Source organism: Streptomyces sp. NBC_00523 (assembly GCF_036346615.1).
Classification (GTDB): domain Bacteria; phylum Actinomycetota; class Actinomycetes; order Streptomycetales; family Streptomycetaceae; genus Streptomyces.
This window is the reverse complement of the sequence record NZ_CP107836.1, coordinates 4,638,727-4,660,781: the sequence shown is the minus strand read 5'-3', so window position 1 is coordinate 4,660,781 and position 22,055 is coordinate 4,638,727. Positions and strand designations below refer to the sequence as shown.

At 72.0% G+C, this 22,055-nt stretch carries 25 protein-coding genes; 10 read left to right on the top strand and 15 right to left on the bottom strand.

The window, feature by feature from the left end; all coding sequences use genetic code 11:
• The first annotated feature begins 51 nt into the window (after positions 1-51).
• Positions 52-468 (top strand): DUF4307 domain-containing protein, encoded by a 417-nt coding sequence (locus OHS17_RS21370; RefSeq protein WP_161207250.1) that lies wholly within the window; start codon positions 52-54, stop codon positions 466-468.
• Positions 469-651: 183 nt separating this feature from the next.
• On the top strand, positions 652-1,149 hold the full coding sequence (gene greA, locus OHS17_RS21365) for a transcription elongation factor GreA (RefSeq protein ID WP_018101005.1): 498 nt from the start codon (positions 652-654) through the stop codon (positions 1,147-1,149).
• A 73-nt stretch (positions 1,150-1,222) separates the two neighbouring features.
• Here the strand turns inward: greA and OHS17_RS21360 are convergent, their stop codons facing one another.
• From OHS17_RS21360 to ilvA, 3 genes are all read right to left on the bottom strand, one after another.
• Complete coding sequence (locus tag OHS17_RS21360; protein WP_330313465.1) at positions 1,223-2,086, bottom strand: ABC transporter permease; 864 nt, start codon at positions 2,084-2,086, stop codon at positions 1,223-1,225.
• Positions 2,083-3,069, bottom strand: a complete 987-nt coding sequence (locus OHS17_RS21355; protein WP_330313464.1) for an ATP-binding cassette domain-containing protein — start codon at positions 3,067-3,069, stop codon at positions 2,083-2,085. The genes OHS17_RS21360 and OHS17_RS21355 overlap by 4 nt, the downstream gene beginning before the upstream one ends.
• 103 nt (positions 3,070-3,172) lie before the next feature.
• Entirely contained in the window at positions 3,173-4,402 is a 1,230-nt protein-coding gene (gene ilvA, locus OHS17_RS21350; RefSeq protein WP_330313463.1) for a threonine ammonia-lyase, read from the bottom strand.
• A 156-nt stretch (positions 4,403-4,558) separates the two neighbouring features.
• Between ilvA and OHS17_RS21345 the strand changes: the two genes are divergently transcribed.
• From OHS17_RS21345 to OHS17_RS21330, 4 genes are read left to right on the top strand one after another with little or no spacing between them, the layout of a single operon-like run.
• Positions 4,559-5,089 carry a MarR family winged helix-turn-helix transcriptional regulator gene (locus OHS17_RS21345; RefSeq protein ID WP_026171246.1) on the top strand — a complete coding sequence of 177 codons (531 nt, stop codon included), beginning with the start codon at positions 4,559-4,561 and terminating at the stop codon, positions 5,087-5,089.
• Positions 5,090-5,146: 57 nt separating this feature from the next.
• Positions 5,147-5,641, top strand: a complete 495-nt coding sequence (locus tag OHS17_RS21340) for a sigma factor-like helix-turn-helix DNA-binding protein (RefSeq protein ID WP_330313462.1) — start codon at positions 5,147-5,149, stop codon at positions 5,639-5,641.
• Positions 5,638-5,886: a hypothetical protein gene (locus OHS17_RS21335; protein ID WP_330313461.1), complete on the top strand. Its 249-nt coding sequence runs from the start codon at positions 5,638-5,640 to the stop codon at positions 5,884-5,886. The genes OHS17_RS21340 and OHS17_RS21335 overlap by 4 nt, the downstream gene beginning before the upstream one ends.
• A 56-nt stretch (positions 5,887-5,942) precedes the next feature.
• A complete protein-coding gene (locus tag OHS17_RS21330; protein ID WP_073862753.1) occupies positions 5,943-6,128 on the top strand; it encodes a DUF1059 domain-containing protein in 186 nt (61 codons plus the stop codon).
• Between the two features lie 61 nt (positions 6,129-6,189).
• Here OHS17_RS21330 and OHS17_RS21325 read toward each other — a convergent pair whose 3' ends face one another.
• On the bottom strand, positions 6,190-7,335 hold the full coding sequence (locus OHS17_RS21325) for a cystathionine gamma-synthase (protein WP_330313460.1): 1,146 nt from the start codon (positions 7,333-7,335) through the stop codon (positions 6,190-6,192).
• A gap of 66 nt (positions 7,336-7,401) precedes the next feature.
• Here OHS17_RS21325 and OHS17_RS21320 point away from each other — a divergent pair, with 66 nt between their 5' ends.
• Both OHS17_RS21320 and msrA read left to right on the top strand, forming a co-directional pair.
• The gene (locus tag OHS17_RS21320) at positions 7,402-8,508 is read left to right on the top strand and encodes a hypothetical protein (protein WP_330313459.1); all 1,107 of its coding nucleotides are present in this window, start codon (positions 7,402-7,404) and stop codon (positions 8,506-8,508) included.
• A gap of 61 nt (positions 8,509-8,569) precedes the next feature.
• Positions 8,570-9,235 carry a peptide-methionine (S)-S-oxide reductase MsrA gene (gene msrA, locus OHS17_RS21315; RefSeq protein WP_330313458.1) on the top strand — a complete coding sequence of 222 codons (666 nt, stop codon included), beginning with the start codon at positions 8,570-8,572 and terminating at the stop codon, positions 9,233-9,235.
• A 61-nt stretch (positions 9,236-9,296) separates the two neighbouring features.
• On the opposite strand, the gene OHS17_RS21310 is transcribed toward msrA, so the two are convergent.
• The 4 genes from OHS17_RS21310 to OHS17_RS21295 form a co-directional block, all read right to left on the bottom strand.
• Entirely contained in the window at positions 9,297-9,566 is a 270-nt protein-coding gene (locus OHS17_RS21310) for a type II toxin-antitoxin system RelE family toxin (protein WP_330313457.1), read from the bottom strand.
• Positions 9,563-9,823: a type II toxin-antitoxin system Phd/YefM family antitoxin gene (locus OHS17_RS21305; protein WP_161212904.1), complete on the bottom strand. Its 261-nt coding sequence runs from the start codon at positions 9,821-9,823 to the stop codon at positions 9,563-9,565. Before OHS17_RS21305 ends, OHS17_RS21310 begins: the two co-directional genes overlap by 4 nt.
• Positions 9,824-9,926: 103 nt before the next feature.
• Positions 9,927-11,306 (bottom strand): NADP-specific glutamate dehydrogenase, encoded by a 1,380-nt coding sequence (gene gdhA / locus OHS17_RS21300; RefSeq protein WP_018101015.1) that lies wholly within the window; start codon positions 11,304-11,306, stop codon positions 9,927-9,929.
• A 249-nt stretch (positions 11,307-11,555) separates the two neighbouring features.
• Entirely contained in the window at positions 11,556-11,912 is a 357-nt protein-coding gene (locus tag OHS17_RS21295) for a DUF1330 domain-containing protein (RefSeq protein ID WP_330313456.1), read from the bottom strand.
• Positions 11,913-12,179: 267 nt separating this feature from the next.
• Here OHS17_RS21295 and OHS17_RS21290 point away from each other — a divergent pair, with 267 nt between their 5' ends.
• Positions 12,180-12,629, top strand: a complete 450-nt coding sequence (locus OHS17_RS21290; protein ID WP_330315316.1) for an RDD family protein — start codon at positions 12,180-12,182, stop codon at positions 12,627-12,629.
• Between the two features lie 61 nt (positions 12,630-12,690).
• Here the strand turns inward: OHS17_RS21290 and OHS17_RS21285 are convergent, their stop codons facing one another.
• The 3 genes from OHS17_RS21285 to OHS17_RS21275 all read right to left on the bottom strand — a co-directional run bounded on the left by OHS17_RS21285 (position 12,691) and on the right by OHS17_RS21275 (position 16,288).
• Positions 12,691-13,374, bottom strand: a complete 684-nt coding sequence (locus OHS17_RS21285; RefSeq protein WP_330313455.1) for an ABC transporter ATP-binding protein — start codon at positions 13,372-13,374, stop codon at positions 12,691-12,693.
• Between the two features lie 35 nt (positions 13,375-13,409).
• Entirely contained in the window at positions 13,410-14,876 is a 1,467-nt protein-coding gene (locus OHS17_RS21280; RefSeq protein ID WP_330313454.1) for an ABC transporter permease, read from the bottom strand.
• A gap of 146 nt (positions 14,877-15,022) precedes the next feature.
• The gene (locus OHS17_RS21275) at positions 15,023-16,288 is read right to left on the bottom strand and encodes a L,D-transpeptidase (RefSeq protein WP_330313453.1); all 1,266 of its coding nucleotides are present in this window, start codon (positions 16,286-16,288) and stop codon (positions 15,023-15,025) included.
• 414 nt (positions 16,289-16,702) lie between these two features.
• Between OHS17_RS21275 and OHS17_RS21270 the strand changes: the two genes are divergently transcribed.
• Positions 16,703-16,993 (top strand): hypothetical protein, encoded by a 291-nt coding sequence (locus OHS17_RS21270; RefSeq protein WP_330313452.1) that lies wholly within the window; start codon positions 16,703-16,705, stop codon positions 16,991-16,993.
• 12 nt (positions 16,994-17,005) lie between these two features.
• Here OHS17_RS21270 and hutH read toward each other — a convergent pair whose 3' ends face one another.
• The 4 genes from hutH to OHS17_RS21250 all read right to left on the bottom strand — a co-directional run bounded on the left by hutH (position 17,006) and on the right by OHS17_RS21250 (position 22,012).
• Entirely contained in the window at positions 17,006-18,550 is a 1,545-nt protein-coding gene (gene hutH / locus OHS17_RS21265; protein ID WP_330315315.1) for a histidine ammonia-lyase, read from the bottom strand.
• Between the two features lie 124 nt (positions 18,551-18,674).
• On the bottom strand, positions 18,675-19,856 hold the full coding sequence (locus tag OHS17_RS21260) for a GGDEF domain-containing protein (protein WP_330313451.1): 1,182 nt from the start codon (positions 19,854-19,856) through the stop codon (positions 18,675-18,677).
• Positions 19,857-19,941: 85 nt separating this feature from the next.
• Positions 19,942-20,754 (bottom strand): enoyl-CoA hydratase/isomerase family protein, encoded by an 813-nt coding sequence (locus tag OHS17_RS21255; protein WP_330313450.1) that lies wholly within the window; start codon positions 20,752-20,754, stop codon positions 19,942-19,944.
• Positions 20,755-20,830: 76 nt separating this feature from the next.
• A complete protein-coding gene (locus tag OHS17_RS21250) occupies positions 20,831-22,012 on the bottom strand; it encodes an adenylate/guanylate cyclase domain-containing protein (RefSeq protein WP_161209083.1) in 1,182 nt (393 codons plus the stop codon).
• Positions 22,013-22,055: the final 43 nt, after the last annotated feature.

The window sequence follows — 22,055 nt, the reverse complement described above, 5'->3', positions numbered from 1 at the left end:
CTGAACCGGGGGGTGGAAAATTCCTCGATCCCCGGCACGGGAGGAACGATCATGACGGCGGTGCGCGAGGCGCTTCCCGAGAACCGCTACGGCCGCTCCGCCGACCAGCGCGCGGACCGCAAGCTCAAGATCATCGGCGCGGTGCTCGGCGCCGCCCTGCTGGGCGTGGTCGGCTGGATCGGCTACGACTACGTGGGCGGCAAGGGCCTCAGCGCCGAGATGATCAAGTTCAAGGTCACCTCGGACGAACGCGTCGAGGTGCACCTGGAGGTCCGCAAGGGCCGGGACGACCGGGGCTACTGCACCCTCCGCTCGCTCAGCGAGAACGGCACGGAGGTCGCCCGCAAGGACTTCCGCTTCGACGACGACAGCGACCGGATCGACCGGATCCTGACCCTGCGGACCACGTCCCGGGCGACCGCCGTCGAGCTGCTGGGCTGCACGGAGGACGGCGGGGCGTCGCGTTGACCGCAGCACGCCCGTCGTAACCCCATTTGACCGGCCCTGACCTGCGGTTTCCGCGGTCGGGACTTTTACCTTCTCCCCCTTTTCCCGGTGAATTGTTAGGCTCGTGGTTTCGCCCACCCGTAGCAGCGCATGCTTGCGGGTAGGGCGTTGCTTTGTATTCCCAGTACCGACGAGGAGCACCCTGTGACCCAGACCAGCGAAAACGTCACCTGGCTCACGCAGGAGGCGTACAACCAGCTCAAGGCCGAGCTGGAGTACCTGTCTGGTCCCGCGCGCACGGAGATCGCCGTCAAGATCGCGGCGGCCCGTGAGGAGGGGGACCTGCGCGAGAACGGCGGGTACCACGCGGCCAAGGAGGAGCAGGGCAAGATGGAGCTCCGGGTGCGCCAGCTGACCCAGCTCCTCGAACACGCGAAGGTCGGCGAGGCACCGGCCGACGACGGCGTGGTCGAGCCCGGCATGGTCGTGACGATCGCCTTCGACGGCGACGAGGACGACACCATGACCTTCCTTCTGGCCTCCCGTGAGTACGCGAGCGCGGACATCGAGACGTACTCCCCGCAGTCGCCGCTCGGCGTGGGCGTGAACGGCAAGAAGACCGGCGACAACGCCGACTACGAGCTGCCGAACGGCAAGACCGCCACGGTGAAGATCCTGTCGGCGAAGCCGTACACCGGCTGATCCGCACGTGGGAGAGCCCCGGCCGCACCACGCGGCCGGGGCTCTTCCGTGTCCGGGGCCCGGACGGCGACTCTCAGACGGCGACCGAGCGGTACTTGCGTACGGCCAGGGTCCGGAAGACCACGATGATCAGCACCGACCAGATCAGCGAGGCCCAGACGGGGTGCTCCATCGGCCAGGCGCCGGTCACCGACTTCGGGACGCCCGCGATGGTGTTGCCGAACAGTTCGCGGGCCGCCGCCACCGTCGCGCTGAACGGGTTCCACTCGGCGACGTACTGCAAGAAGGTCGGCATGCCGTTGACCGGTACGAAGGCGTTCGAGATGAACGTCAGCGGGAACAGCCAGATCAGGCCGCCCGAGGTGGCCGCCTCCGGGGTGCGGACGGTGAGGCCGATCAGCGCGCCGATCCAGGTGAACGCGTAGCCGAGCAGGAGCAGCAGGCCGAAGCCGCCGAGGACCTTGCCGATGTTCTCGTGGGTGCGCCAGCCGACGAGCAGCGCGACGCCCCCGAGGACGACGAGCGTGACGGCGGTCTGCACCAGGTCGGCCAGCGTCCGCCCGGTCAGCACCGCGCCCCGGGCCATCGGCAGCGACCTGAACCGGTCGATGAGGCCTTTGTGCATGTCCTCCGCGATGCCCGCGCCGGCGCCCGCCGTGGCGAAGGTGACGGTCTGCGCGAAGATGCCCGCCATCAGGAATTCCTTGTACGCATTGGCGCTGACGCCCGCGCCCGGAATGGCGATGGAGCCGCCGAACACGTACGTGAAGAGCACCACGAACATGACCGGCTGGATGATCCCGAACAGGATCATCTCGGGGATCCGGGTCATCCGGATCAGGTTCCGCTTGCCGATGACCAGGGAGTCGCGGACCGACTGGCCGATGCCGCCGCCCGGGCGTGGGGCGGCGGTACGGGCTTCGCTGAGGGCGCTCATTTCTCCGTCTCCGTTCCGGAATTCCCGGCTTCGTTCTTCTCCTGCTCGGCCGCGTGGCCGGTGAGGGAGATGAACACGTCGTCCAGGGTGGGGCGGCGCAGCCCGATGTCGTCGATCTCCACGCCCTGGGCGTCGAGGTCGCGGATGACCTCGGCGAGGAGCTTGGCGCCGCCGTCGACCGGGACGGTCAGCTTGCGCATGTTCGGCAGCACGGTGGTCTCGCCCTCGCCGAGGCGGGTGAGGACGGTGCGCGCGGGCTCGATCTGCTCGGGGTCGTGCACGACGACCTCGACGCGCTCGCCGCCGATGCGGGCCTTGAGTTGGTCGGAGGTGCCGCGCGCGATGACGCGTCCGTGGTCGATCACGCAGATGTCGTGGGCGAGGTGGTCCGCCTCCTCCAGATACTGCGTGGTCAGCAGCAGGGTCGTCCCCCCGGCGACCAGCTCCTCGATGACCTCCCAGAGCTGCTGGCGGTTGCGCGGGTCGAGCCCGGTCGTCGGCTCGTCCATGAACATGACCGGCGGCGACACGACGAGCGCCGCCGCCAGGTCGAGGCGGCGCCGCATGCCTCCGGAGTACGTCTTGGCGGGGCGGTCCGCCGCGTCGGCCAGGTTGAAGCGGTCGAGCAGCTCGCCCGCCCGGACCTTCGCCGCGCGTCCGCTCATCTGGTAGAGCTGGCCGACCATGCGCAGGTTCTCGCGGCCGGTCAGATATTCGTCCACGGCGGCGAACTGGCCGGAGAGCCCGATCGAGCGCCGCACCTCGTTGGGGTTCTTCAGGACGTCGATCCCCGCCACGAAGGCGCGGCCGCTGTCCGGCCTGAGCAGCGTCGTCAGGACCCGGACGGCGGTCGTCTTGCCGGCCCCGTTGGGGCCGAGGAGTCCGAGCACGGTGCCTTCCGGCACGTCGAGGTCGACACCGCCGAGTGCTCGTACATCACCGAAGGTCTTGACGAGCCCTTCGGCGTAGATGGCGCCTGGCATATGGGATTCCCCCAGTGCGTTCGGGTGGCTACCTCTCAGACCCCAGATCCTAGGTTTGCCGGGGGCGCCGTGCCCGATGAACACACAAGCAGGGGCATACCTGTCAGCCCATCACCAAATAGCCCGCGTCCCGCAGCGCCGCCTTCACGTCGTCGCAGTGCTCCGGCCCCTTGGTCTCCAGGTGCAGTTCCACCTCCGCCTCGGTGAGGCCGAGGCGCGGGTCCGTACGGGCGTGGCTGACGTCCAGCACGTTGGCGTCGGCGACCGAGAGGACGCCGAGCATGGCGGCCAGCGCGCCGGGCCGGTCGGTGAGCCGCAGCCGCAGGCTGAGGTAGCGGCCGGCCGCCGCCATGCCGTGGGTGAGGATGCGCTGCATCAACAGCGGGTCCACGTTGCCGCCGGAGAGCAGGGCCACCACCGGGCCGTGGAACGCCTTCGGGTCGCTCAGGAGCGCGGCGACCGGGCTCGCCCCGGCGGGTTCGACCACCATCTTGGCCCGCTCCAGGCAGAGCAGCAGGGCGCTGGACAGCTCGTCCTCGGAGACCGTACGCACCTCGTCCACCAGGTCCCTGACCAGGGCGAACGGCACGTCGCCGGGGCGCCCGACCTTGATGCCGTCCGCCATGGTCTGGAGCATCCCGATGGAGACGGGGCGGTCGGCCGCCAGGGACGGCGGGTAGCACGCGGCACCGGCCGCCTGCACGCCGACGATGCGCACGTCGGGCCGGACGGCCTTGACCGCGACCGCGATACCGGCCGCGAGCCCGCCGCCGCCCATGCCGACGACGATCGTCCGGACCTCGGGGCACTGCTCCAGGATCTCCAGGCCGACGGTGCCCTGCCCGGCGATGATGTCGGCGTGGTCGAAGGGGTGGATGAACACCGCGCCGGTCTCGCGCGCGTACTCCTGCGCGGCGGCCAGGGTCTCGTCCACGACGGTGCCGTGCAGCCGCACCCGGGCCCCGTACTCGCGGGTGGCGGCGACCTTCGGCAGCGGCGCCCCGACGGGCATGAAGACCGTGGCGCGTACGCCGAGGAGCGCAGACGCGAGGGCGACACCCTGCGCATGGTTCCCGGCGCTCGCGGCCACGACCCCCGCGGCGCGTTCGACCGGGGTGAGTCCCGAGATGCGTACGTAGGCGCCCCGCAGTTTGAACGAACCGGTCCGCTGGAGGTTCTCGCACTTGAAGAGCACGGGCGCGCCCACGAGGCCCGAGAGATGGCGGCTTCCTTCGAGCGGAGTGACCTTGGCGACCCCGGAGAGCATCTTCTGCGCCCCCCGTACGTCATCGAGGATCACGGAGGGGAAGCTGCCGGGCGACGCGAAGTTCATACCGTAAGTCTTGCAGCTCGCAGGGGTCCCGGCCGCCGCTTGCGGGGCCGTCCTGCGCCGATGTCCGCAGGTTTGTGCAGCACTGGTACGCGTTGCCCCGGGGCCGCGTACTCTGTCCCCCACCCATCCGACACCGCACGAAGAGAGCCCCCGGCCATGCCCCCTCAGGACATGACGACTGCCTCGTCTCCTTCCGGGGGCGCTGCCCCGGAAAACCCGGGTCCCGACCACGTTCTCGACACCCTTCAGCATCAGGTGGCCGTATTCGCCCGCCGGGCCGAGCAGACCCGTCTCGGCGGGGTGGGCCAGGTGCGCAACTCCATGGACCGGGCGGCCTATCTGCTGCTGAACCGGCTGGATCTGGAAGGTCCGATGGGCGTCAAGGCGCTGGCCGCCGGGATGGGGATCGACTCGTCCACGGTGACCCGGCAGGTCGCGCCGCTGGTGGACACTGGACTGGTGAAGCGGACCTCGCACCCGGAGGACGGCCGGGCGGTCGTACTCCAGCTGTCGCCGCGCGGCCAGGCCCGTCTTGACGAGGTCCGTGATTCGCGGCGGGAGTTGATGTCGCAGGTGACGGACGGGTGGAGCGAGGAGGAGCGGGACACGTTCTGCGCCCTGCTGACCCGTTTCAACGCGGCGCTGGCGGCCCGGCAGGCCGCGCACCAGACGGCGCACGCGAACTGAACGCCCGCCGCGCTCCGAGGGGTTGACCTGGGGGCCGGGGCGCGTTCGGATTGACGTGTGCGAGAGCGTCATGCGGGCCCGCTGCGGGGCCGCGCCCAGGACTTCGAGTCCTTCGTCGCGGGCGCGGCGGGCCGTCTGCTGCACACGGCCACCCTGCTCACCGCCGAACCGGCGGACGCGTCCGGCGCCCGCCCGCACGCGCTGCGGCTGCTGACCGCCTCGCTGGCCCGGACGTTCGCCGACTGGGAGCGGCTGCGGGGCGAGGACCCGTACGACCGCACCCGGCAGGAGCTCGCGGCGAGGTTCGCCCGCGAGACGTGGCGCCATCACCGGCCGCGCGGCGGCCTGCTGGACCGGCTGACCCCGCAGGAACGCCTCGTCCTGGTGCTGCGGCTGTACGAGGGGGTCCCGGAGGAGCAGACGGCGGCGCTCCTGGGGCTGCCCGAGGACCGGGTGCGTGCGGTCTGCAACCGGTCGGTGGCCACGATGCGCGGCACCAGGAACCCGACCGCCCGCCGGGGCCCGGCCCGGCTGCTGGGGGCCGCGCCGTGAGCGGCACCGGCCGCCGCCAGGACGAGGTGCGCCGGATGCTGGAGGGCCCGCACCCGCCGGTGCCCGCCGGTCTCGCGGCGTCGGCGGCGGAGCGGGGCGCCCGGCTGCTGCGCCGACGGCGGGCGCTGCGCCGGATGTGGGTGCTGGCGCTGGCCGCGGCGATGACGGTGTTCGCGGTGTGGGCGCTGACGGTCCGGTCCTGGGAGACGCCTCCTGCGGAGACGACGCCGGTGGAGGGCTGGTAGACGCGGCAGGCGCGGCGTTCCGGACTACCCTGGAAAGGAGTGGTCAGGAGGCTGTCATGACCCGGAAAATCGCTGACTGCCGCAAGTACCCGAGTGAGACGAACTGCTCGCTGACGATCGCCGGCGAGGAGGAGGAAGTCGTGCGGGCCGCGAGCGAGCACGCCGTCTCCGTCCACCAGCACACGGACGGCCCCGAGCTGCGGGAGCAGGTCAGGGCGACGCTGGAGGACGAACCGGCCTGACGCCCGGGCGGGCGGGACCGGCGAACCGGCCCCGCCCCTTTTACGCCCTGACTCTTACGCCCTAACCCAGCGCCTGCGTCAGGTCCGCGAGGAGGTCGTCCGCGTTCTCGATGCCGACGGAGAGGCGGACCAGGTCGGCCGGGACCTCCAGCGGGGAGCCGGCCGCCGAGGCGTGCGTCATGCGGCCCGGGTGCTCCAGGAGCGATTCGACGCCGCCCAGGGACTCGCCCAGGGTGAACAGCTTCGCCCGGTTGCAGACCTCCAGCGCCGCCTCCTCGCCGCCCTCGACGCGGAAGGACACCATGCCGCCGAAGGACCGCATCTGCTTGGCGGCGACCTCGTGGCCCGGGTGCTCGGGCAGGCCCGGGTAGAGGACCTGGGAGACCTTGGGGTGCCGGGTCAGCAGCTCGGCGATCTTGGTGGCGTTCTCGCTGTGGCGGTCCATGCGCACGGCGAGCGTCTTGATGCCGCGCAGCACCAGCCAGGCGTCGAACGGACCGGCGACGCCGCCCATCGCGTTCTGGTGGAAGACCAACTCGTCGGCCAGGTCGGGGTCGTTGACGATCAGCGCGCCGCCGACGACGTCCGAGTGGCCGCCCATGTACTTGGTGGTGGAGTGCACGACGACGTCCGCGCCGAGCGCCAGCGGCTGCTGGAGGTAGGGGCTCGCGAAGGTGTTGTCCACGACGAGCCGCGCCCCGGCGGTGCGGGCGACCTGGGCGACGGCGGCGATGTCGGTGATGCCGAGCAGCGGGTTGGACGGGGTCTCCACCCAGACCGCCTTGGTGCGCGGGGTGATCGCCGCGCGGACCGCCGCCACGTCCGAGGTGTCGGCGACGGAGAACTCCACGCCCCAGCGCGAGGCGACCTTCGCGAACAGCCGGAACGTGCCGCCGTAGGCGTCGTTCGGGATGACCACGTGGTCGCCGGGGGTCAGCAGCGTACGGAGCAGGCAGTCCTCGGCGGCGAGGCCGGAGGCGAAGGCGAGCCCGCGCCGGCCGCCCTCCAGGGCCGCGAGGTTCTCCTCCAGGGCGGTGCGGGTCGGGTTGGCGCTGCGGCTGTACTCGTAACCGCCGCGCAGCCCGCCCACGCCGTCCTGCTTGTACGTGGACACCTGGTAGATGGGCGGGACCACGGCACCGGTGAGGGGGTCGGCGGTGTTCCCCGCGTGGATCGCGCGCGTTTCGAAGCTGTGCTGGTCGCTCATGGGGCCGAGCGTAGTTCGTCGCGAGGTCCCTCACGGGTCACATGGCCGTCCGGTGACAATGGGGGCATGGAGATTCTGTGGTTCCTGCTCGCGCTGTGCCTGCTGACCGCCGCGATCGGCCCGTACGTGCTGCGCCGCCGCGGCGGCGGCATCCGGCTGGCCGCACCCGGCTCCCCCGATGCCGCCGACCCGCAGGACTACGGCTTCGTCCTCCAGGAGGAGCTGGACGTCCGGACGCCGGGGGCGGACCAGGACCTGCTGGACGTGCTGGAGGTCGTGCAGCACACGCAGGAGTGGCGGGCCGCGTCCCAGCTGCTGGCCGGGACGCCGAAGGAGGGCGAGCTGCGCTGGCAGCGGGTGCAGGCGTTCGCCGGGGCGGCCTCGCTCGAACTGCTGGGGAAGCCGGGCGTCGGCGGGGCGTGGCTGCGCAAGTGGCGCGCGGAGGCGCCGAAGGACGCGGGCGCGGCGGCGGTGCACGCGGAGTTCCTGGTGCAGCAGGCGTGGCGCTCGTCCACGGCGGGGACGGACGACTTCCGGATCATCCTGGAGGAGGCCCGCACGGTGATCGGCGAGGCCGCCCTGCTGGCCCCGGGCGACCCGGTCCCGTACATCGTGGAGCTGGCGGTCGCGCGCGGACTGGGTTACTCCGGCGAGGAGTTCGACCAGCTGTGGGCGAAGATCATCGACCGGGCCCCGGCGCACCTGGGCGCGCACATCGCGGCGCTGCACTTCTGGAGCGAGCGCTGGCACGGCTCGCGCGAGGAGGCCGACCGCTTCGCGACGGCCGCCGCAGCGCGCGCCCCGCAGGGCTCGCTGCTGGCGGGCCTGCCGCTGTTCGCGGTGTACGAGCATCTGCCCGAGGTCAATCTGGTGCGCGGCTTCTACGAGAGCCAGGTGGTGACCCGGGCCGTGGAGGGCGCGATGTACGCGGTGCACTCGGCGCGCGCGGACGACCCGATGCTGCCGCACGTGCGCCATCTGCTGGTGCTGTTCCTGGTGCGGATGGAGCGCTGGGCGGAGGCGGTGCACCAGCTGGTGCACATCGACGGCTACGTGGGCGCGCTGCCGTGGACGGCGAGCGAGGACCCGGCCGCGGAGTACGCGGTGTACCGCGCGCTGGCGGTCGCGGGCTACGAGGCGAACGGCGGCAGCCCGGCGACGCTGCCGCACTAGGAATCCGCGGGGCCCTCCGCGCGTTGTACGGACAGCACGCCGACCCAGGAGGAGCCCCCGCATGTTCCTGCACCGCCGCACCCCCCAGCTCCCCACCCCGGAGGAGGCCCTGCGCGGCCGTCCCGTCCCCGAGTTCACCGTCCCGGCCCGGCATACGGTGCTGGGCAACCCGCTGCTGGGCCCGTACCCGGAGGGTCTGGAGGTCGCGGACTTCGGGCTGGGCTGTTTCTGGGGCGCCGAGCGCAAGTTCTGGCAGACGGACGGCGTCTGGACGACGCTCGTCGGCTACCAGGGCGGCTATACGGAGAACCCCGCGTACGAGGAGGTCTGCTCGGGCCTCACCGGCCACACGGAGGCCGTCCGCGTGGTGTACGACCCGAAGACCGTCACGTACGCCGAGCTGCTGAAGCTGTTCTGGGAGTCCCACGACCCGACCCAGGGCTTCCGCCAGGGCAACGACGTGGGTACGCAGTACCGCTCCGCGGTCTACACCCACACCCCGGACCAGGCGACGGCCGCCGAGGCGTCCCGCCAGGCGTACCAGAAGGTCCTGACGTCCTCCGGCCACGGCGAGATCACCACGGAGATCCTGCCGGCCGAGGGCCGCCCCTTCTACCCCGCCGAAGCAGCGCACCAGCAGTACCTGGACAAGAACCCGGGCGGCTACTGCGGCATCGGCGGCACGGGCGTCTCCTGCCCGGTGGGCGTGGCCCCGGCGGAGAGCTGAGACACCTCTGAACGGGACGGGCCCGGGCAAGCGCGCCCGGGCCCGTCCCGTTCGGCCGGCCTCACAGGCTCCGGTACACATCGCTCCGGTGTCCGAGGTGGAGGACCAGGATGACCAGCACGTCGCCCCGTACCTCGTACACCACCCGGAAGTCTCCGGCGCGCACCCGGTAGAGCCCGTCGTGCCCCGCGAGTTTCTTGACATCCGCGTCCGCCCGGCATGGGTCATCGCCGAGCGGGGTGATGGCTGTGAGGATGCGGAGCGCGTCCTGCCGGTCGATCGCGCGCAGTTGGCGCTGGGCGTGAGCGGTGAAGCGGAAGGCGTACTTCACGCGGCCGGGCTCTCACCCTCGAAGAGGTCGGCGAGGAGTTCCGCCATGCCGACGGTCGGGTCCTGACGGTGCGCCTCCGCCTCCCGGGCGGCCAGTTCGTCGGCAGCCGCGTCCAGGGCGTCGAGAACCTCTATCGGGACCAGCGCGGCAACGCGTTTGCCGTTGCGGGTCACCACCGTCGTTTCGCCGGACTCGGCCCTGTCGATGACCTCCGCCAGGTGCATACGGGCCTCGCGCACGGTCACGGTCTCAGTCATACCTCAAGCGTACACATAAGCGTGTACACAAGCCCGCCCTTCGGAGGACGGGAACGGGCCCGGGGAAGCGTCCCCGGGCCCGTTTCGCGTTGCGTGGCCGGGGTCAGATGAGGCCCTGGGCCAGCATCGCGTCCGCGACCAGTTCGAAGCCGGCGATGTTGGCGCCGACGACGTAGTTGCCGGGGCTGCCGTACTTCTCGGCGGTGGTGTAGCAGGAGTCGTGGATGTGGCGCATGATCTCCGAGAGCCGCTGCTCGGTGTGGGCGAAGGTCCAGGAGTCGCGCGATGCGTTCTGCTGCATCTCCAGGGCGCTGGTGGCCACGCCGCCCGCGTTGGCCGCCTTGCCGGGGGCGAAGGCCACTCCGGCGTCCTGGAAGACGCGGACGGCCTCGGGGGTGGTGGGCATGTTGGCGCCCTCGGCGACCGCCTTGACGCCGTTGCGGACGAGGGCGAGCGCGTCGGCCTCGTGCAGCTCGTTCTGGGTGGCGCAGGGCAGGGCCACGTCGACGGGGACGTTCCAGACGCCGGTGCCCTCGACGTACTTCACGTGCGCGCCGCGCCGCTCGGCGTACTCGGAGATGCGGCCGCGGCCGCGCTCCTTGATCTCCTTGAGCAGGTCGAGGTCGATGCCCTTGTCGTCCACGACGTAGCCGCCGGAGTCCGAGGCGGTGACGACGGTCGCGCCGAGCTGCTGGGCCTTCTCGATGGCGTAGATCGCGACGTTGCCGGAGCCGGAGACGGAGATCCGCTGGCCGTCCAGGGACTCGCCCCGGCTGCGCAGCATCTCGGCGGTGAACATGACGCAGCCGTAGCCGGTCGCCTCGGTGCGGACGAGGGCGCCGCCCCAGCCGAGGCCCTTGCCGGTGAGGACGCCGGACTCGTGGCGGTTGGTGATCCGCTTGTACTGGCCGAAGAGGTAGCCGATCTCGCGGCCGCCGACGCCGATGTCACCGGCGGGCACGTCGGTGTACTCGCCGACGTGGCGGTGGAGCTCGGTCATGAAGGACTGACAGAACCGCATGATCTCGGCGTCGGAGCGGCCCTTCGGGTCGAAGTCCGCGCCGCCCTTGCCGCCGCCGATGGGCATGCCGGTGAGGGCGTTCTTGAAGATCTGCTCGAAGCCGAGGAACTTCACGATGCCGAGGTTCACCGAGGGGTGGAAGCGCAGACCGCCCTTGTACGGGCCGAGCAGGCTGGAGAACTCGACGCGGAAGCCGCGGTTGACGTGGATGTCGCCCGAGTCGTCCGACCACGGCACGCGGAAGATGAGCTGGCGCTCCGGTTCGCATATGCGTTCGATGACCCGGGCGTCCACGAACTCCGGCCGCTTGGCGAGCACGGGACCGAGGGTCTCCAGGACCTCCCGGACCGCCTGGTGGAACTCCTTCTCGCCCTGGTTGCGGCGCAGCACCTCGGCGTACAACGGCTCGATGATGCGGTTCTCGGCGGCGTGCGAGGTGGCGGAGTCAGGGGTGACCGGCATCTGATCAAGACCTTCCATGGGTCGGCTCATACGCGGGGGCAGCCCCGATTCTCCCAGTGGGCCCGCCGGAAGGCCCGTGGCATCCACATGATGACCCTGCCCCGCGACACCCCGGACCTGGGCCAACGGCCTTGCGGGGGCCAGGATCGGCGCGCGATTGGCCGGGCCGGAGCGGCCACCGGGGCCCCGCCGAAGTGGTGAATCTCACAGCCGCGCGGTCTCGACGGTGAGGTTCCGGAAATCCAGCCGTTACGCCACCGGAGCGGCGACCGCCGCCCGCAGCGCCGCGGCGGTCGCCCTCGGGTCGTAGTCCCCCGCTACGCCCTCCACGAGCACCAGGTCGCCCGCCATGTTCCGGGTCCGCAGCGGCGCCAGCTCCTGGTAGGCCGCAGAGGCGTACCAGGCGCGCGCCTCCTCGATGGACGGGAAGCCGAGGACCACCACCGCACCGGGCCACGCGCCCTCGACCACCTCGACCGGCGCGACGTGGACCAGGAAGCGGCCGCCGTACGGGTCCATCGTCGGCTGGATGCGCTCGATGTAGTCGATGACCTCCGCGTTGGGGCGGCCTTCGGGGTACAGGTGCGCGATGGCGTAGGCGGTCATGGCGGGCCCTCCGGTTCGTGCGGTCGTCCGTCGGCTGATGGCTCCATGCTGCCGAGGGCGCCGGAGGACGTCGATTACCCGCGGGGTAATACGGAACGCCCCGGGACGTAATGACGGGTCATCAGACATGATTCGCTCATGACATCCATACGGGGAAACCGCAGAGGTCTCCGTCCGCACCGGCCCGCCGGGCCCGGGCTGCCCGCACGGTCCGGGCGCGGCGGGTCGTTACGCCCCGGGCCGCGCACCCCGCCGCGCGCCGGTGAGATGCGGCGCTGCCTCGCGGTGGGCCTGGACTGCTACCTCTGCGTACTCACGGCGGGGCTGCTGGCCAGGCCGTACGTGGACAGCGCCTCCCTGCCCGAGGCGGCGGCGCTGCTGGCCGGTCCGGTGCTCGCGCTGTCCTTCGTCAACCAGGTCGTGCTCACCGCGTTCCTCGGCGCGGGCGCCGGCAAGCTGATCATGGGCATCCGGGTGGTGAGCCTGCCGGACGTCCGCCGCCCAGGACCCGGCCTGCTGGTGCGGCGCTGGCTCTACGGGCTGGCCTGGCTGCCCCTGCGCCCCTGGTACGGGCTGCGCGGGCGGTACGACGAGGCCGGGTCCCCGCTGGTGCGGAGCTGCGAGCAGGAGGCCTGGTACGCGGACCCGCTCGGCCTGCGCCAGGTCCGCCGGGGCGACCTCGTGGCGTACCGCAGGGCCGCGCGGCCCGGGAGCTGACACCGCCGCCGGGGGCACGAAGGCCCGCCGGCGGCGGTCGGGGACGGGGCGGGAGGGCGGGTCAGGCCGGGGCGTTCTCCGTGATGGTGACCTTGCCCTTGCGGATGGTGGCCAGGCGCGGGGCGCGGCGGGCGATGGCGCTGTCGTGGGTGACCATGACGAAGGTGAGCCCGTGCTCCTTCCACAGGGTCTCCAGGACCTCCATGATCTCGTCGCGCATGGACTCGTCCAGGTTGCCGGTCGGCTCGTCCGCGAGGAGCACCTTGGGCCGCTTGACCAGGGCCCGGGCGATGGCGACGCGCTGCTGCTGGCCGCCGGACATCTCGCCGGGCACATGGCTCAGACGCTCGCCGAGCCCGACGGATTCCAGCGCCTCGGCGGCTCTTCTGCGCCGCTCGGACGCCTTGACGCCGAGGGGCACGAGGGCGGTCTCGACGTTCTCCTGGGCGGTGAGCGTCGGGATGAGGTTGAAGCTCTGGAAGACGAAGCCGATGTTCTCGGCGCGCACCTTGGTGAGCTTGGCCTCGCTGAGCTTGGCCAGGTCCATGCCGTCGAGCTCGATGCTCCCGGCGGTGGGCCGGTCAAGGCCGCCGAGCATCTGGAGCAGGGTGGACTTGCCGCCGCCGGTGGGGCCCTGGATGACCAGGCGGCCGCCGTCCTCGATGGTGAGGTCGACGCCGGCGAGGGCGTGCACGGTGGACTTGCCGCGCTGGTACTGCTTGGTGACGCCTTGAAGGGTGTACATGGGTGCTCTCCTGACGGGGTGTGGGGTCCGGGCTGCTACTCGACGCGGCGGAGCGCGTCCGCCGGGCGCAGCCGGGAAGCGCGCCAGCCGCCGAAGGCGCCCGCGATCAGCCCGCCCGCCACGGCGAGGCCGACGGCGGTGAGGATGACGGAGAGGGAGACGGGCGCGGTGAGCGCGATGTCGAGGGCCTTGGACGCGCTCTGCCGGCCGAAGCCGGGCCCGCCGCCGCCCATCATCCCGCCGCGCGCCCCGCCGCCGGAGGAGCCGAGCTCGGCGGTGAGCGTGGGGCTGACGGCGGTGACCGCGTAGGCGCCGGCCAGGCCGACGGCGATGCCGAGCACGCCGCCGATGAGGCCGTTGACCAGGGCCTCGCCGACGACCTGGCGGGTGACCCGGCCGCTCTTCCAGCCGAGGGCCTTCAGCGTGCCGAACTCGCGCACCCGGCGGCTGACGGCGGAGGAGGTGAGGAGCCCGGCGACCAGGAACGCGGCGGCCAGGACCGCGAAGGACAGCCACTTGCCGACGCCTGCGGCCAGGTCGGACGCGGTGGACAGGGAGCCGGAGACGGTGTCCGCGAGGTCGGCGGAGGTGGTGACGGTGGTGCCGGAGATGTTCTTCTGGATGGCCGACTTGACGCCGTCGATCTGCTGCGAGTCCGCGGCCTTGACGTAGACCGTGGTGACCTTGTCCTTGGAGTCGGACAGGGTCTGCGCCTGCTGGAGCGGGATGTAGAGGTTGGCGGCCGCGTCACCGCTGTCCGCCGTCGAGACGCCGATGATCGTGAACTTGGTGCCGTGGATGGTCACGGTCTTGCCGGTGGCGAGGCTCTTCTCCTTGGCGTACGCGGAGTCGGCCACGGCCACCTTGGCGTTGGTCTCGGTCGTCTTGAACGTACGGCCGGAGGTGATCTTCGAAGAGGTGAGCGGGCCGAGGTCCTGCTGGGTGACGTCGGTTCCGTACACCGTGTAGGAGTTGACGTCGAAGGAGGCGCCGCCGCCCCTGACCTCGCCCTGCGGCTGGCTGTTCCCGCCCCCGCCGGGCCCGCGTCCGCCGCCCTGGCTCGTACCGCCCTCCTGCTTGAACTCGCCGCGCTTGAACTGCCCGTCGACCTTCATGACGGACAGGCTCAGCCCGCCGACCGCACCGGCGACGCCGTCCTGCGCGCCGACCTTGGTGACGGTGGAGGAGGCCAGGGTCTGGAAGCCCTGGACCATGACCCGGTCGGTGCTCTGGGTCGCGTCGTCGTCGCTGTCCTTGGCGTCGAACTCGAATTTGGGGCGGCCGGTGGAGCCCGACCCCGGCGCCGCGGCCGCCTTGGTGACGGTCATGTCGGTGCCGAGCCCGTACAGCGATTCGAGGACCTTGTCCTGGGCCTTGCTCATGCCCGAGGAGACGGAGCTGACGACGATGACCAGCGCAATGCCGAGGGCGAGCCCGGAGGCGACGACGAGCGCCGCCTTTCTGCGGCGGCGCAGCTCGCGCCGGAGGTAGGTGAAGAACATGGCGCGAGGCTAGGAAGGGCTCGTGATGGTGGGTTAAGGCCACCCTGAGAGCCGGATGAGAACAGTGTGTACGCCGAAGGCGGCGGCACCGGATGGGGTGCCGCCGCCTTCGGGCGTACGGGGTGGGGTTCGGCCGGACGGACCGGTCAGGCGGTGGAGCCCGCCGTCCACTCGGCCCAGCTGAGGTTCCAGCCGTTCAGGCCGTTGGAGGGCTGGATCGTCTTGTCCGGGGAGTTCTTGACGACGACGACGTCACCGACCATGGAGTTGTTGTAGAACCACGCGGCGGCCGTGTTGGGGTCACCGGCGCCCTTGGCGTCCTCCAGGCCGACGCAGCCGTGGCTGGTGTTGACCTTGCCGAAGATGCCCTTGCCCCAGTAGTTGCCGTGGATGAAGGTGCCAGACGTGGACAGCCGCATGGCGTGCGGCACGTCCTTGATGTCGTACTCGCCCTTGCCGTCGTCGTCCGTGAAACCGACGGTGGCGCCGTTCATCCGGGTCTCCTTGTACTTCTCGGAGATCACCATCTGACCGTTGTACGTGGGGTTGTCGGGCCCGCCCGCGGAGATCGGGATCGTCTTGACCGTCTTGCCGTCCCGGGTGACGGTCATCATGTGGGTCTTGGCGTCGACCGTGGAGACCTGGTTGCGGCCGACCTTGAAGGTGACCGTCTTCTGCTGGACGCCGTAGACGCCGTCCGCGCCCTCGACGCCGTCCAGGGACAGCTTCAGGGTGACGGTCGAGCCGGCCTGCCAGTAGTCCTCGGGGCGCAGGTCGAGGCGCTGGTTGTTGAACCAGTGGCCGACGACCTCCTGACCGCTGCTGGACGTCACCTTGATGCCGTCCTGGACGGCCTTGGTGTCGGTGATCGGCTTGTTGAAGTTGATCGAGACGGGCATGCCGACGCCGACGGTGGAGCCGTCCTCGGGGGTGAAGTTCCCGATGAAGCTCTTGTCGGGCGAGACGGTGGTGAAGGAGGAGTTCTCGTGCGCCTCGCGGCCCTTGGCGTCCTTCGCCGTGGCGCTGACCTTGTAGGTGGTCGAGCGCTCCAGCTGGGCGTCCGGCTGCCAGCTCGTGCCGTCGGCGGAGAGGGTGCCCTTGACGCTCTTGCCGTCCGCGCTGGTCATGGTGACCTCGGTCAGCTTGCCCTTGGCGACGCTGACCTTGGCGGCGTTGTTGATGCTCGCGTTGGTCGCGCCGTTCTTGGGCGCGATCGTTATCTGCGCCTCGGAGGTCTCCTGGGCCGCCGCCTTGTCGACGTCGGCCGCCTGGGACTTCGAGCTCTCGGGGCTCGGACCGCCCTTGTCGCCGCCGTCGTCGCAGGCGGAAAGCACCAGTACGCCGCCGAGCAGTGCGGACGCGGCCATCAGGCCCTTGCGCCGCTTGCTGTCCGTCATCACACGCTTCTCCATCGTTGCCGAAATCCCCAAAAACCCCGAACAAGGCCGCCCAACGGCGAAACCCCGTCAATGTTCCAAGAACCCCTTGTACGGGATCCCCGTTCCACGTGCGTCGAATGTGTGGGGAACACCACTCTTCGACGCCGTGCCGGGGGCGGTGGTTCCCGCGTCCGCGACACGGACCGGCTCGGGTCCGCCGCGAGCGGGCAGGGCCTGCGTTCCCGCAGGTCGGGCCCGCCGCTCCGGGCCGCCGAAGCCGTCGCCCTCCCTCCCATTGTGCGGGACGCCCGGGGTGCGCCCCGCCGTGCACGCATTCCCCGGCCCCCTCACCCCCATGCGTTCACCGCGGCCCTGGCGTGAGGCGAATGACAGGCCCTAGCATCGGGACGAGCCGGACGTCCGGCCGTCGCAAGGGAGATCCGTTTCGTGGCCATCGCTCGCCGCCCGCTCCTGACCGCCGCTGCTGCGGGGACCCTGCTCTGTGCCCTGTGGTTCGTCCCGTCGGCCAATGCCACGGGCGATACGGGCACCGCGCCCGGCACGGTGGCCACAGACGCGGTGACGGCGGACGAGGACGCGGACTCCGGCCCTCTCACCGAGACGGGGACGGGCGTCGACACCACCCCGTACGTGCTCGGCGGTGTCGCCTTCCTGGGCATCGGGGCCGGTGTGGTGACGTATTCCTCCCACCGGCCGGCCCCGCGCCCCGCGCTCTGAGGCCCGCCCCGGTCAGGCCAGCGGCCCGGTGACCGGCTCCACGGCGGAGACCAGCCCGCCCGCCCGTACGAAGGCGTCGGCGGCGGCCAGGTCCGGCGAGAGGAAGCGGTCGGGGCCGGGGCCCTCGACACCGGCGGCCCGCAGCGCCTCGATGACGGCACGCGTGGCGGGGGCCGGGGTCAGCCCCTGCTGCGCGCGCAGCTCGACCGCGCGGGTTGCCGCGTAGAGCTCGACGGCGACGATCCGGCCGAGGTTGCCGACGGCGGTACGCAGCTTGCGCGCGGCGGACCAGCCCATCGACACGTGGTCCTCCTGCATGGCGGAGGACGGGATGGAGTCGGCGGAGGCCGGGACGGCGAGCCGCTTCATCTCGCTGACCAGGGCGGCCTGGGTGTACTGGGCGATCATCAGCCCGGAGTCCACGCCCGCGTCGTCGGCCAGGAACGGCGGCAGCCCGTGCGAACGGTTCTTGTCGAGCAGCCGGTCCGTACGGCGCTCGGTGATCGAGCCCAGGTCCGCCGCGGCGATGGCCAGGAAGTCGAGGACGTAGGCGACGGGCGCCCCGTGGAAGTTGCCGTTGGACTCCACCCGGCCGTCCGGAAGGACCACCGGGTTGTCCACGGCGGCCGCCAGCTCGCGGTCGGCGACGGTCGCGGCGTACGCGAGGGTGTCCCGGCCCGCCCCGTTGACCTGCGGCGCGCACCGCACCGAGTAGGCGTCCTGGACGCGCGGCGCGTCGTCCTGGTGGTGACCGGTGAGGCCCGAGCCCGCGAGCACCCGCAGCATGTTGTCGGCGCTGGCGCCCTGGCCGGGGTGCGGGCGGATGGCGTGCAGCTCGGGCGCGAGGACCTTGTCCGTGCCGAGCAGGGCCTCCAGGGAGAGGGCGGCGGTGATGTCGGCCGAGGTGTAGAGCGTCCGCAGATCGGCGAGGGCCATGATCAGCATGCCGAGCATGCCGTCGGTGCCGTTGAGGAGGGCCAGGCCCTCCTTCTCGCGCAGCTCGACCGGGGTGATGCCGTGCGCGGCGAGGAGTTCCCCGGCCGGGCGGACGGTGCCGTCGGGGCCCTCCGCGTCGCCCTCGCCCATCAGGGCCAGCGCGCAGTGCGACAGGGGCGCGAGGTCGCCGGAGCAGCCGAGCGATCCGTACTCGTGGACGACGGGGGTGATCCCGGCGTTCAGCAGGTCGGCCATGGACTGCGCGACCCCGGGGCGGACACCGGTGTGGCCGGAGGCGACCGTCTTCAGCCGGAGGAACATCAGCGCGCGGACGACCTCGCGCTCGACGCACGGGCCCATGCCGGCGGCGTGCGAGCGGACGATGTTGCGCTGCAGCTGGGCGCGCAGCTCCGGGCTGATGTGGCGGCTGGCCAGGGCGCCGAAGCCGGTCGAGACGCCGTAGACCGGCTCGGGCTTCGCGGCGAGCGCGTCCACGATCTCGCGGGCGGCGGCGAGCGCGGCCACCGCGTCGGCGGAGAGCTCGACACGGGCGTTGCCGCGGGCCACGGCGATGACGTCCTGAGCGGTGGTACCGGACGTCCCCACCACGACTGTATGCATATCCATATTCAGCAGCGTACGGATTGAAACCCTTCATGTCACCAGTGGTCGGCGGGTTGAACCCTTACGCGAACCCCGACGCGCATCCCGGTGCGAACCCCGGCGCGCGTGCCGGTCGTACGGGTCAGTGCTCGGGCGGATTGCCGCGCAGGCGGCGGCGGTCGTGCGGGGACTTCGGCGGGGAGTCCGCCAGCCGGATGACCTCGTCGTCGCGCCCCGCCACCACCGGGCGGTCCGAGCGGGCCGCCTTCGCCCGGTACTGCGCCGCGTCCGCCAGCCGGAACAGCCGCCGGGCCGAGACCACGGGCCCGATCTCGTCACCGGTGGACGCGATCCCGCAGGCGACCCCGTTGCCGAACTCAAGCCCGGCCGCCCGCTCGCACAACTCGGTGGCCACGGCGACCACCTCGTCCGCCCCGGGGCCCACCGCCAGCAGGCAGAACTCGTCGCCGCCCAGCCGGGCCGCCAGCGCGCCGGGCAGTATGGCCCCGCACCGCGACAGCACCGAGCCGAAACGTTCCAGCAGCCGGTCGCCCACCGCGTGGCCATGGGTGTCGTTGACCCACTTCAGCCCGTTCAGGTCGCAGACGACCAGGCTGACCACCGCCCCCTCCGCCCGGTGCCGCTCCAGCGCCTCGTCCAGCCGCACATCGACGGCCCTGCGGTTGGCGAGGCCGGTCAGCGGGTCCGTGAAGGCCAGCTTGCGGACCTCCTCCAGGCGCTCGGTCTGGGCGAGCCCGGCGGCCACCACGGCGGCCAGCACCGTCGCGAAGTCGGCGTCCGCGCGCCCGAAGACCACCTCGCCCACCGGCCGTGCCACGTACAGCTCGCCCCAGGCCCGCCCGTGCAGCACGATCGGCGCGACCACGCAGCAGCCCCGCCCGCGCCGGCGCAGCGCCGCCACCCGCTGGTGGCAGTAGCCGGGCCCGTACCCGTGCGCCCCGGCCGCCGCCCGCCGTCCCGGGCCGCCGTCCACCGGGCCCTCGGCGGTCTCCACCCAGGCGTCCGGCTCGCCGCCCCCGGCCCACCGCTCGTGCAGGAACTCGGTGATCTCCGGGAACCGGTGGACCGGGTAGACCTCCTCCTCGGGGAACTCCTCCTCGCCCTCGGCCCGCTCCCCCGCGTTGACCAGGACCCTCAGCCGGCCCCGGTCGCGCTCCCAGACCGAGAGCGCGGCGAAGCTGCCGCCCAGCGCCTCGCAGGCCCCCAGGGCGGCAGCTCGCCAGCACCCCCGGGGCGTCTGCGCCGCGGCCATCGTCTGCGCCAGCGAGACCACGGCGCGCAGTCGTGCGTCGTCTCCACCCATTGCGCCAGTTTAGGGCGATATGGCCCCGGTGATCACTCGGCGACTCCGGAGCGTGATCGATCCGCCCGGAAACGGGCACTCAGGGTCACTCCCCCGGCCAGTTCGGCTTCCGCTTCTCGTTGAACGCGGCCACGCCCTCCACCCGGTCCCCGGAGAAGGCCACCGACCGCCACGCGGAGTCCTCGACTTCGAGCCCGGCCCGCAGGTCGAGCCCGTGCCCGAGCCGCAGCGCCCGCTTGGCCGCCCGCAGCCCGACCGGCGAGTGGGCGGCGATCCGGCCGGCCAGGGCCAGCGCCTCGGTCCGGTCCTCGCCCTCCGCCACCAGCTCGTCCACCAGGCCCAGCTCCCGCGCCTCGGGGCCGTGCACCCGGCGGGCGCTGAAGATCAGCTCGGCGGCGCGCGCGGCCCCGACCCGGCGCGGCAGCAACTGGGTGCCGCCGCCCCCCGGGATGACGCCGACGGAGACCTCGGGCAGGCCCATCAGGGCGGTCGGGTCGGCGACGATCAGGTCGCAGGACAGGGCCAGCTCGAAGCCGCCGCCCAGGGCGAAGCCGTGCACGGCGGCGATCGTCGGCATCGGCAGTTCGAGCACACCGGTGTAGGCGGCGCGCGCGGTGGGCCGCTGGCGCACCAGGTCGGCGTCGGAGAAGGAGTTGCGCTCCTTGAGGTCCGCGCCCACGCAGAAGGCCCGCTCATGGCTGGAGGTCAGGACGGTGACGCGTACGTCCCGGTCCGTGGCGAGCGCGTCGCAGGCGGCGGCGATCGAGCGGGCCATGTCCGTGGACACCGCGTTCATGGCCTTCGGCCGGTCGAGAACCAGCTCGGCGACGTGATCGAGGCCCTCGTGACCCCGGACGACGACGAACTCCCCGTACCGCTGCTCGGACGTGACGGTCATGCTGCACCCCTGTCGGTTAACGAGCGTTACCGAAGGGATCCTAGAGCTCTCCCCCGAAAGGGTGTGCGGAACGGATTCAGGAGCCGCCGCGCCGGGCCAGCAGCCAGGGTTCGACCACGCCGAGGCCGCGGACCGGGCGCTGCCACATCGGCTGGAGCCCGTAGCGGTACTTCGGCACCGGGACCACCTCGGCGTCCGGGCCCTCCTTCTCGGCCCGCTCCGCCGCCGCGGCGGCCTCCTCGGCCGCGCGCGCCTCGGAGACCGGGGCGTCGCCCGTACGCGTCAGCTCCTTGGCGAACGCCCCGTCGACCAGCACCGCGTCCTTGGGCGCTATCGAGGTGAGCCGGCTGGCCAGGTTCACCGTGGTGCCGAAGACATCGCCCATCCGGGTGGTGACCGTGCCGAAGGCGATGCCGACCCGGAGCGCCGGCATGGTCTCGTCCACGGTCATCGCCTCGACCAGGCGCAGCGCGATCTCGGCGGCGGTGCCCGCGTCGTCGGCGGCGAACAGGACCTCGTCGCCGAGGGTCTTGATGAGCCGGCCGCCGTGCGCCGCGACCAGGTCGGCGCAGGTGGTCTCGAAGGACTCGACCAGCTCGCCGAGCTCCTCCTCCTCCAGGCGGCGGGTGAGCCGGGTGAAGCCGACCAGGTCCGCGAAGCCGACGGCGAGGCGCCGGTCGACCATCTCGTCGTCGTCGGCCGCCTGCACGACCCGGCCCGTGGCGGCGGCGAGCTGGCGCCGCCACACGTACACCAGGAACTCCTCCAGCTCGGGCAGGAGCAGTTCGACCAGGGGGTACGTGACCTCGGTGCGGGTCATGCCGGGCTCGGGGGGCTCGGTCAGGCCCTCCAGGAAGGAGTCGATCTGCCATTCGGCCAGCCGGGCGGTGGTCTGCCCGGTCGACCGGGCGACCTGGATCGCCATCGGCTCGCTGAGCAGCCCGGCCTCCACGAGACCGGAGAGCCGCCGCAGGGCCAGCACGTCGGCCTCGGTGAGCGCCTTGGCCTGGCCGATGTCCGCGAAGCCCATGGCCCGCCAGAAGCGGGAGGCCAGGTCCATGGAGACGCCGGCCGTGCGGGCCGCCTGGAACGGCGTGTAGCGACGGTCGGCGCCCAGGATCAGCTGTTCCAGCCGGATCGCGAGGGGGTCGTCGGTCGGCTCGGCCGTGTGGTCGACTTCGTGGTGCGGTGTGGCGTGCACCGAGGAGTCCGACGACTGCTGCGCTCCATCGCCGGAGGTCGTGTCGTCGACGGTCACCAGCCGCCTCCTGCCCGTTCCCTGCGCACTGCCCTGCCGATCT

Coding starts and splice junctions, on each gene's coding strand:
- OHS17_RS21305 (WP_161212904.1), bottom strand. CDS start 9,823: ATGACTGAGACCGTGACCGTGCGCGAGGCCCGTATGCACCTGGCGGAG.
- OHS17_RS21260 (WP_330313451.1), bottom strand. CDS start 19,856: ATGGGTGGAGACGACGCACGACTGCGCGCCGTGGTCTCGCTGGCGCAG.
- gdhA (WP_018101015.1), bottom strand. CDS start 11,306: ATGCCGGTCACCCCTGACTCCGCCACCTCGCACGCCGCCGAGAACCGC.
- OHS17_RS21325 (WP_330313460.1), bottom strand. CDS start 7,335: ATGAGCGACCAGCACAGCTTCGAAACGCGCGCGATCCACGCGGGGAAC.
- OHS17_RS21345 (WP_026171246.1), top strand. CDS start 4,559: ATGCCCCCTCAGGACATGACGACTGCCTCGTCTCCTTCCGGGGGCGCT.
- msrA (WP_330313458.1), top strand. CDS start 8,570: ATGTTCCTGCACCGCCGCACCCCCCAGCTCCCCACCCCGGAGGAGGCC.
- OHS17_RS21275 (WP_330313453.1), bottom strand. CDS start 16,288: ATGGAGAAGCGTGTGATGACGGACAGCAAGCGGCGCAAGGGCCTGATG.
- OHS17_RS21295 (WP_330313456.1), bottom strand. CDS start 11,912: ATGACCGCCTACGCCATCGCGCACCTGTACCCCGAAGGCCGCCCCAAC.
- OHS17_RS21285 (WP_330313455.1), bottom strand. CDS start 13,374: ATGTACACCCTTCAAGGCGTCACCAAGCAGTACCAGCGCGGCAAGTCC.
- OHS17_RS21255 (WP_330313450.1), bottom strand. CDS start 20,754: ATGACCGTCACGTCCGAGCAGCGGTACGGGGAGTTCGTCGTCGTCCGG.
- OHS17_RS21360 (WP_330313465.1), bottom strand. CDS start 2,086: ATGAGCGCCCTCAGCGAAGCCCGTACCGCCGCCCCACGCCCGGGCGGC.
- OHS17_RS21370 (WP_161207250.1), top strand. CDS start 52: ATGACGGCGGTGCGCGAGGCGCTTCCCGAGAACCGCTACGGCCGCTCC.
- OHS17_RS21330 (WP_073862753.1), top strand. CDS start 5,943: ATGACCCGGAAAATCGCTGACTGCCGCAAGTACCCGAGTGAGACGAAC.
- OHS17_RS21320 (WP_330313459.1), top strand. CDS start 7,402: ATGGAGATTCTGTGGTTCCTGCTCGCGCTGTGCCTGCTGACCGCCGCG.
- ilvA (WP_330313463.1), bottom strand. CDS start 4,402: ATGAACTTCGCGTCGCCCGGCAGCTTCCCCTCCGTGATCCTCGATGAC.
- OHS17_RS21280 (WP_330313454.1), bottom strand. CDS start 14,876: ATGTTCTTCACCTACCTCCGGCGCGAGCTGCGCCGCCGCAGAAAGGCG.
- OHS17_RS21290 (WP_330315316.1), top strand. CDS start 12,180: ATGCGGCGCTGCCTCGCGGTGGGCCTGGACTGCTACCTCTGCGTACTC.
- OHS17_RS21355 (WP_330313464.1), bottom strand. CDS start 3,069: ATGCCAGGCGCCATCTACGCCGAAGGGCTCGTCAAGACCTTCGGTGAT.
- hutH (WP_330315315.1), bottom strand. CDS start 18,550: ATGCATACAGTCGTGGTGGGGACGTCCGGTACCACCGCTCAGGACGTC.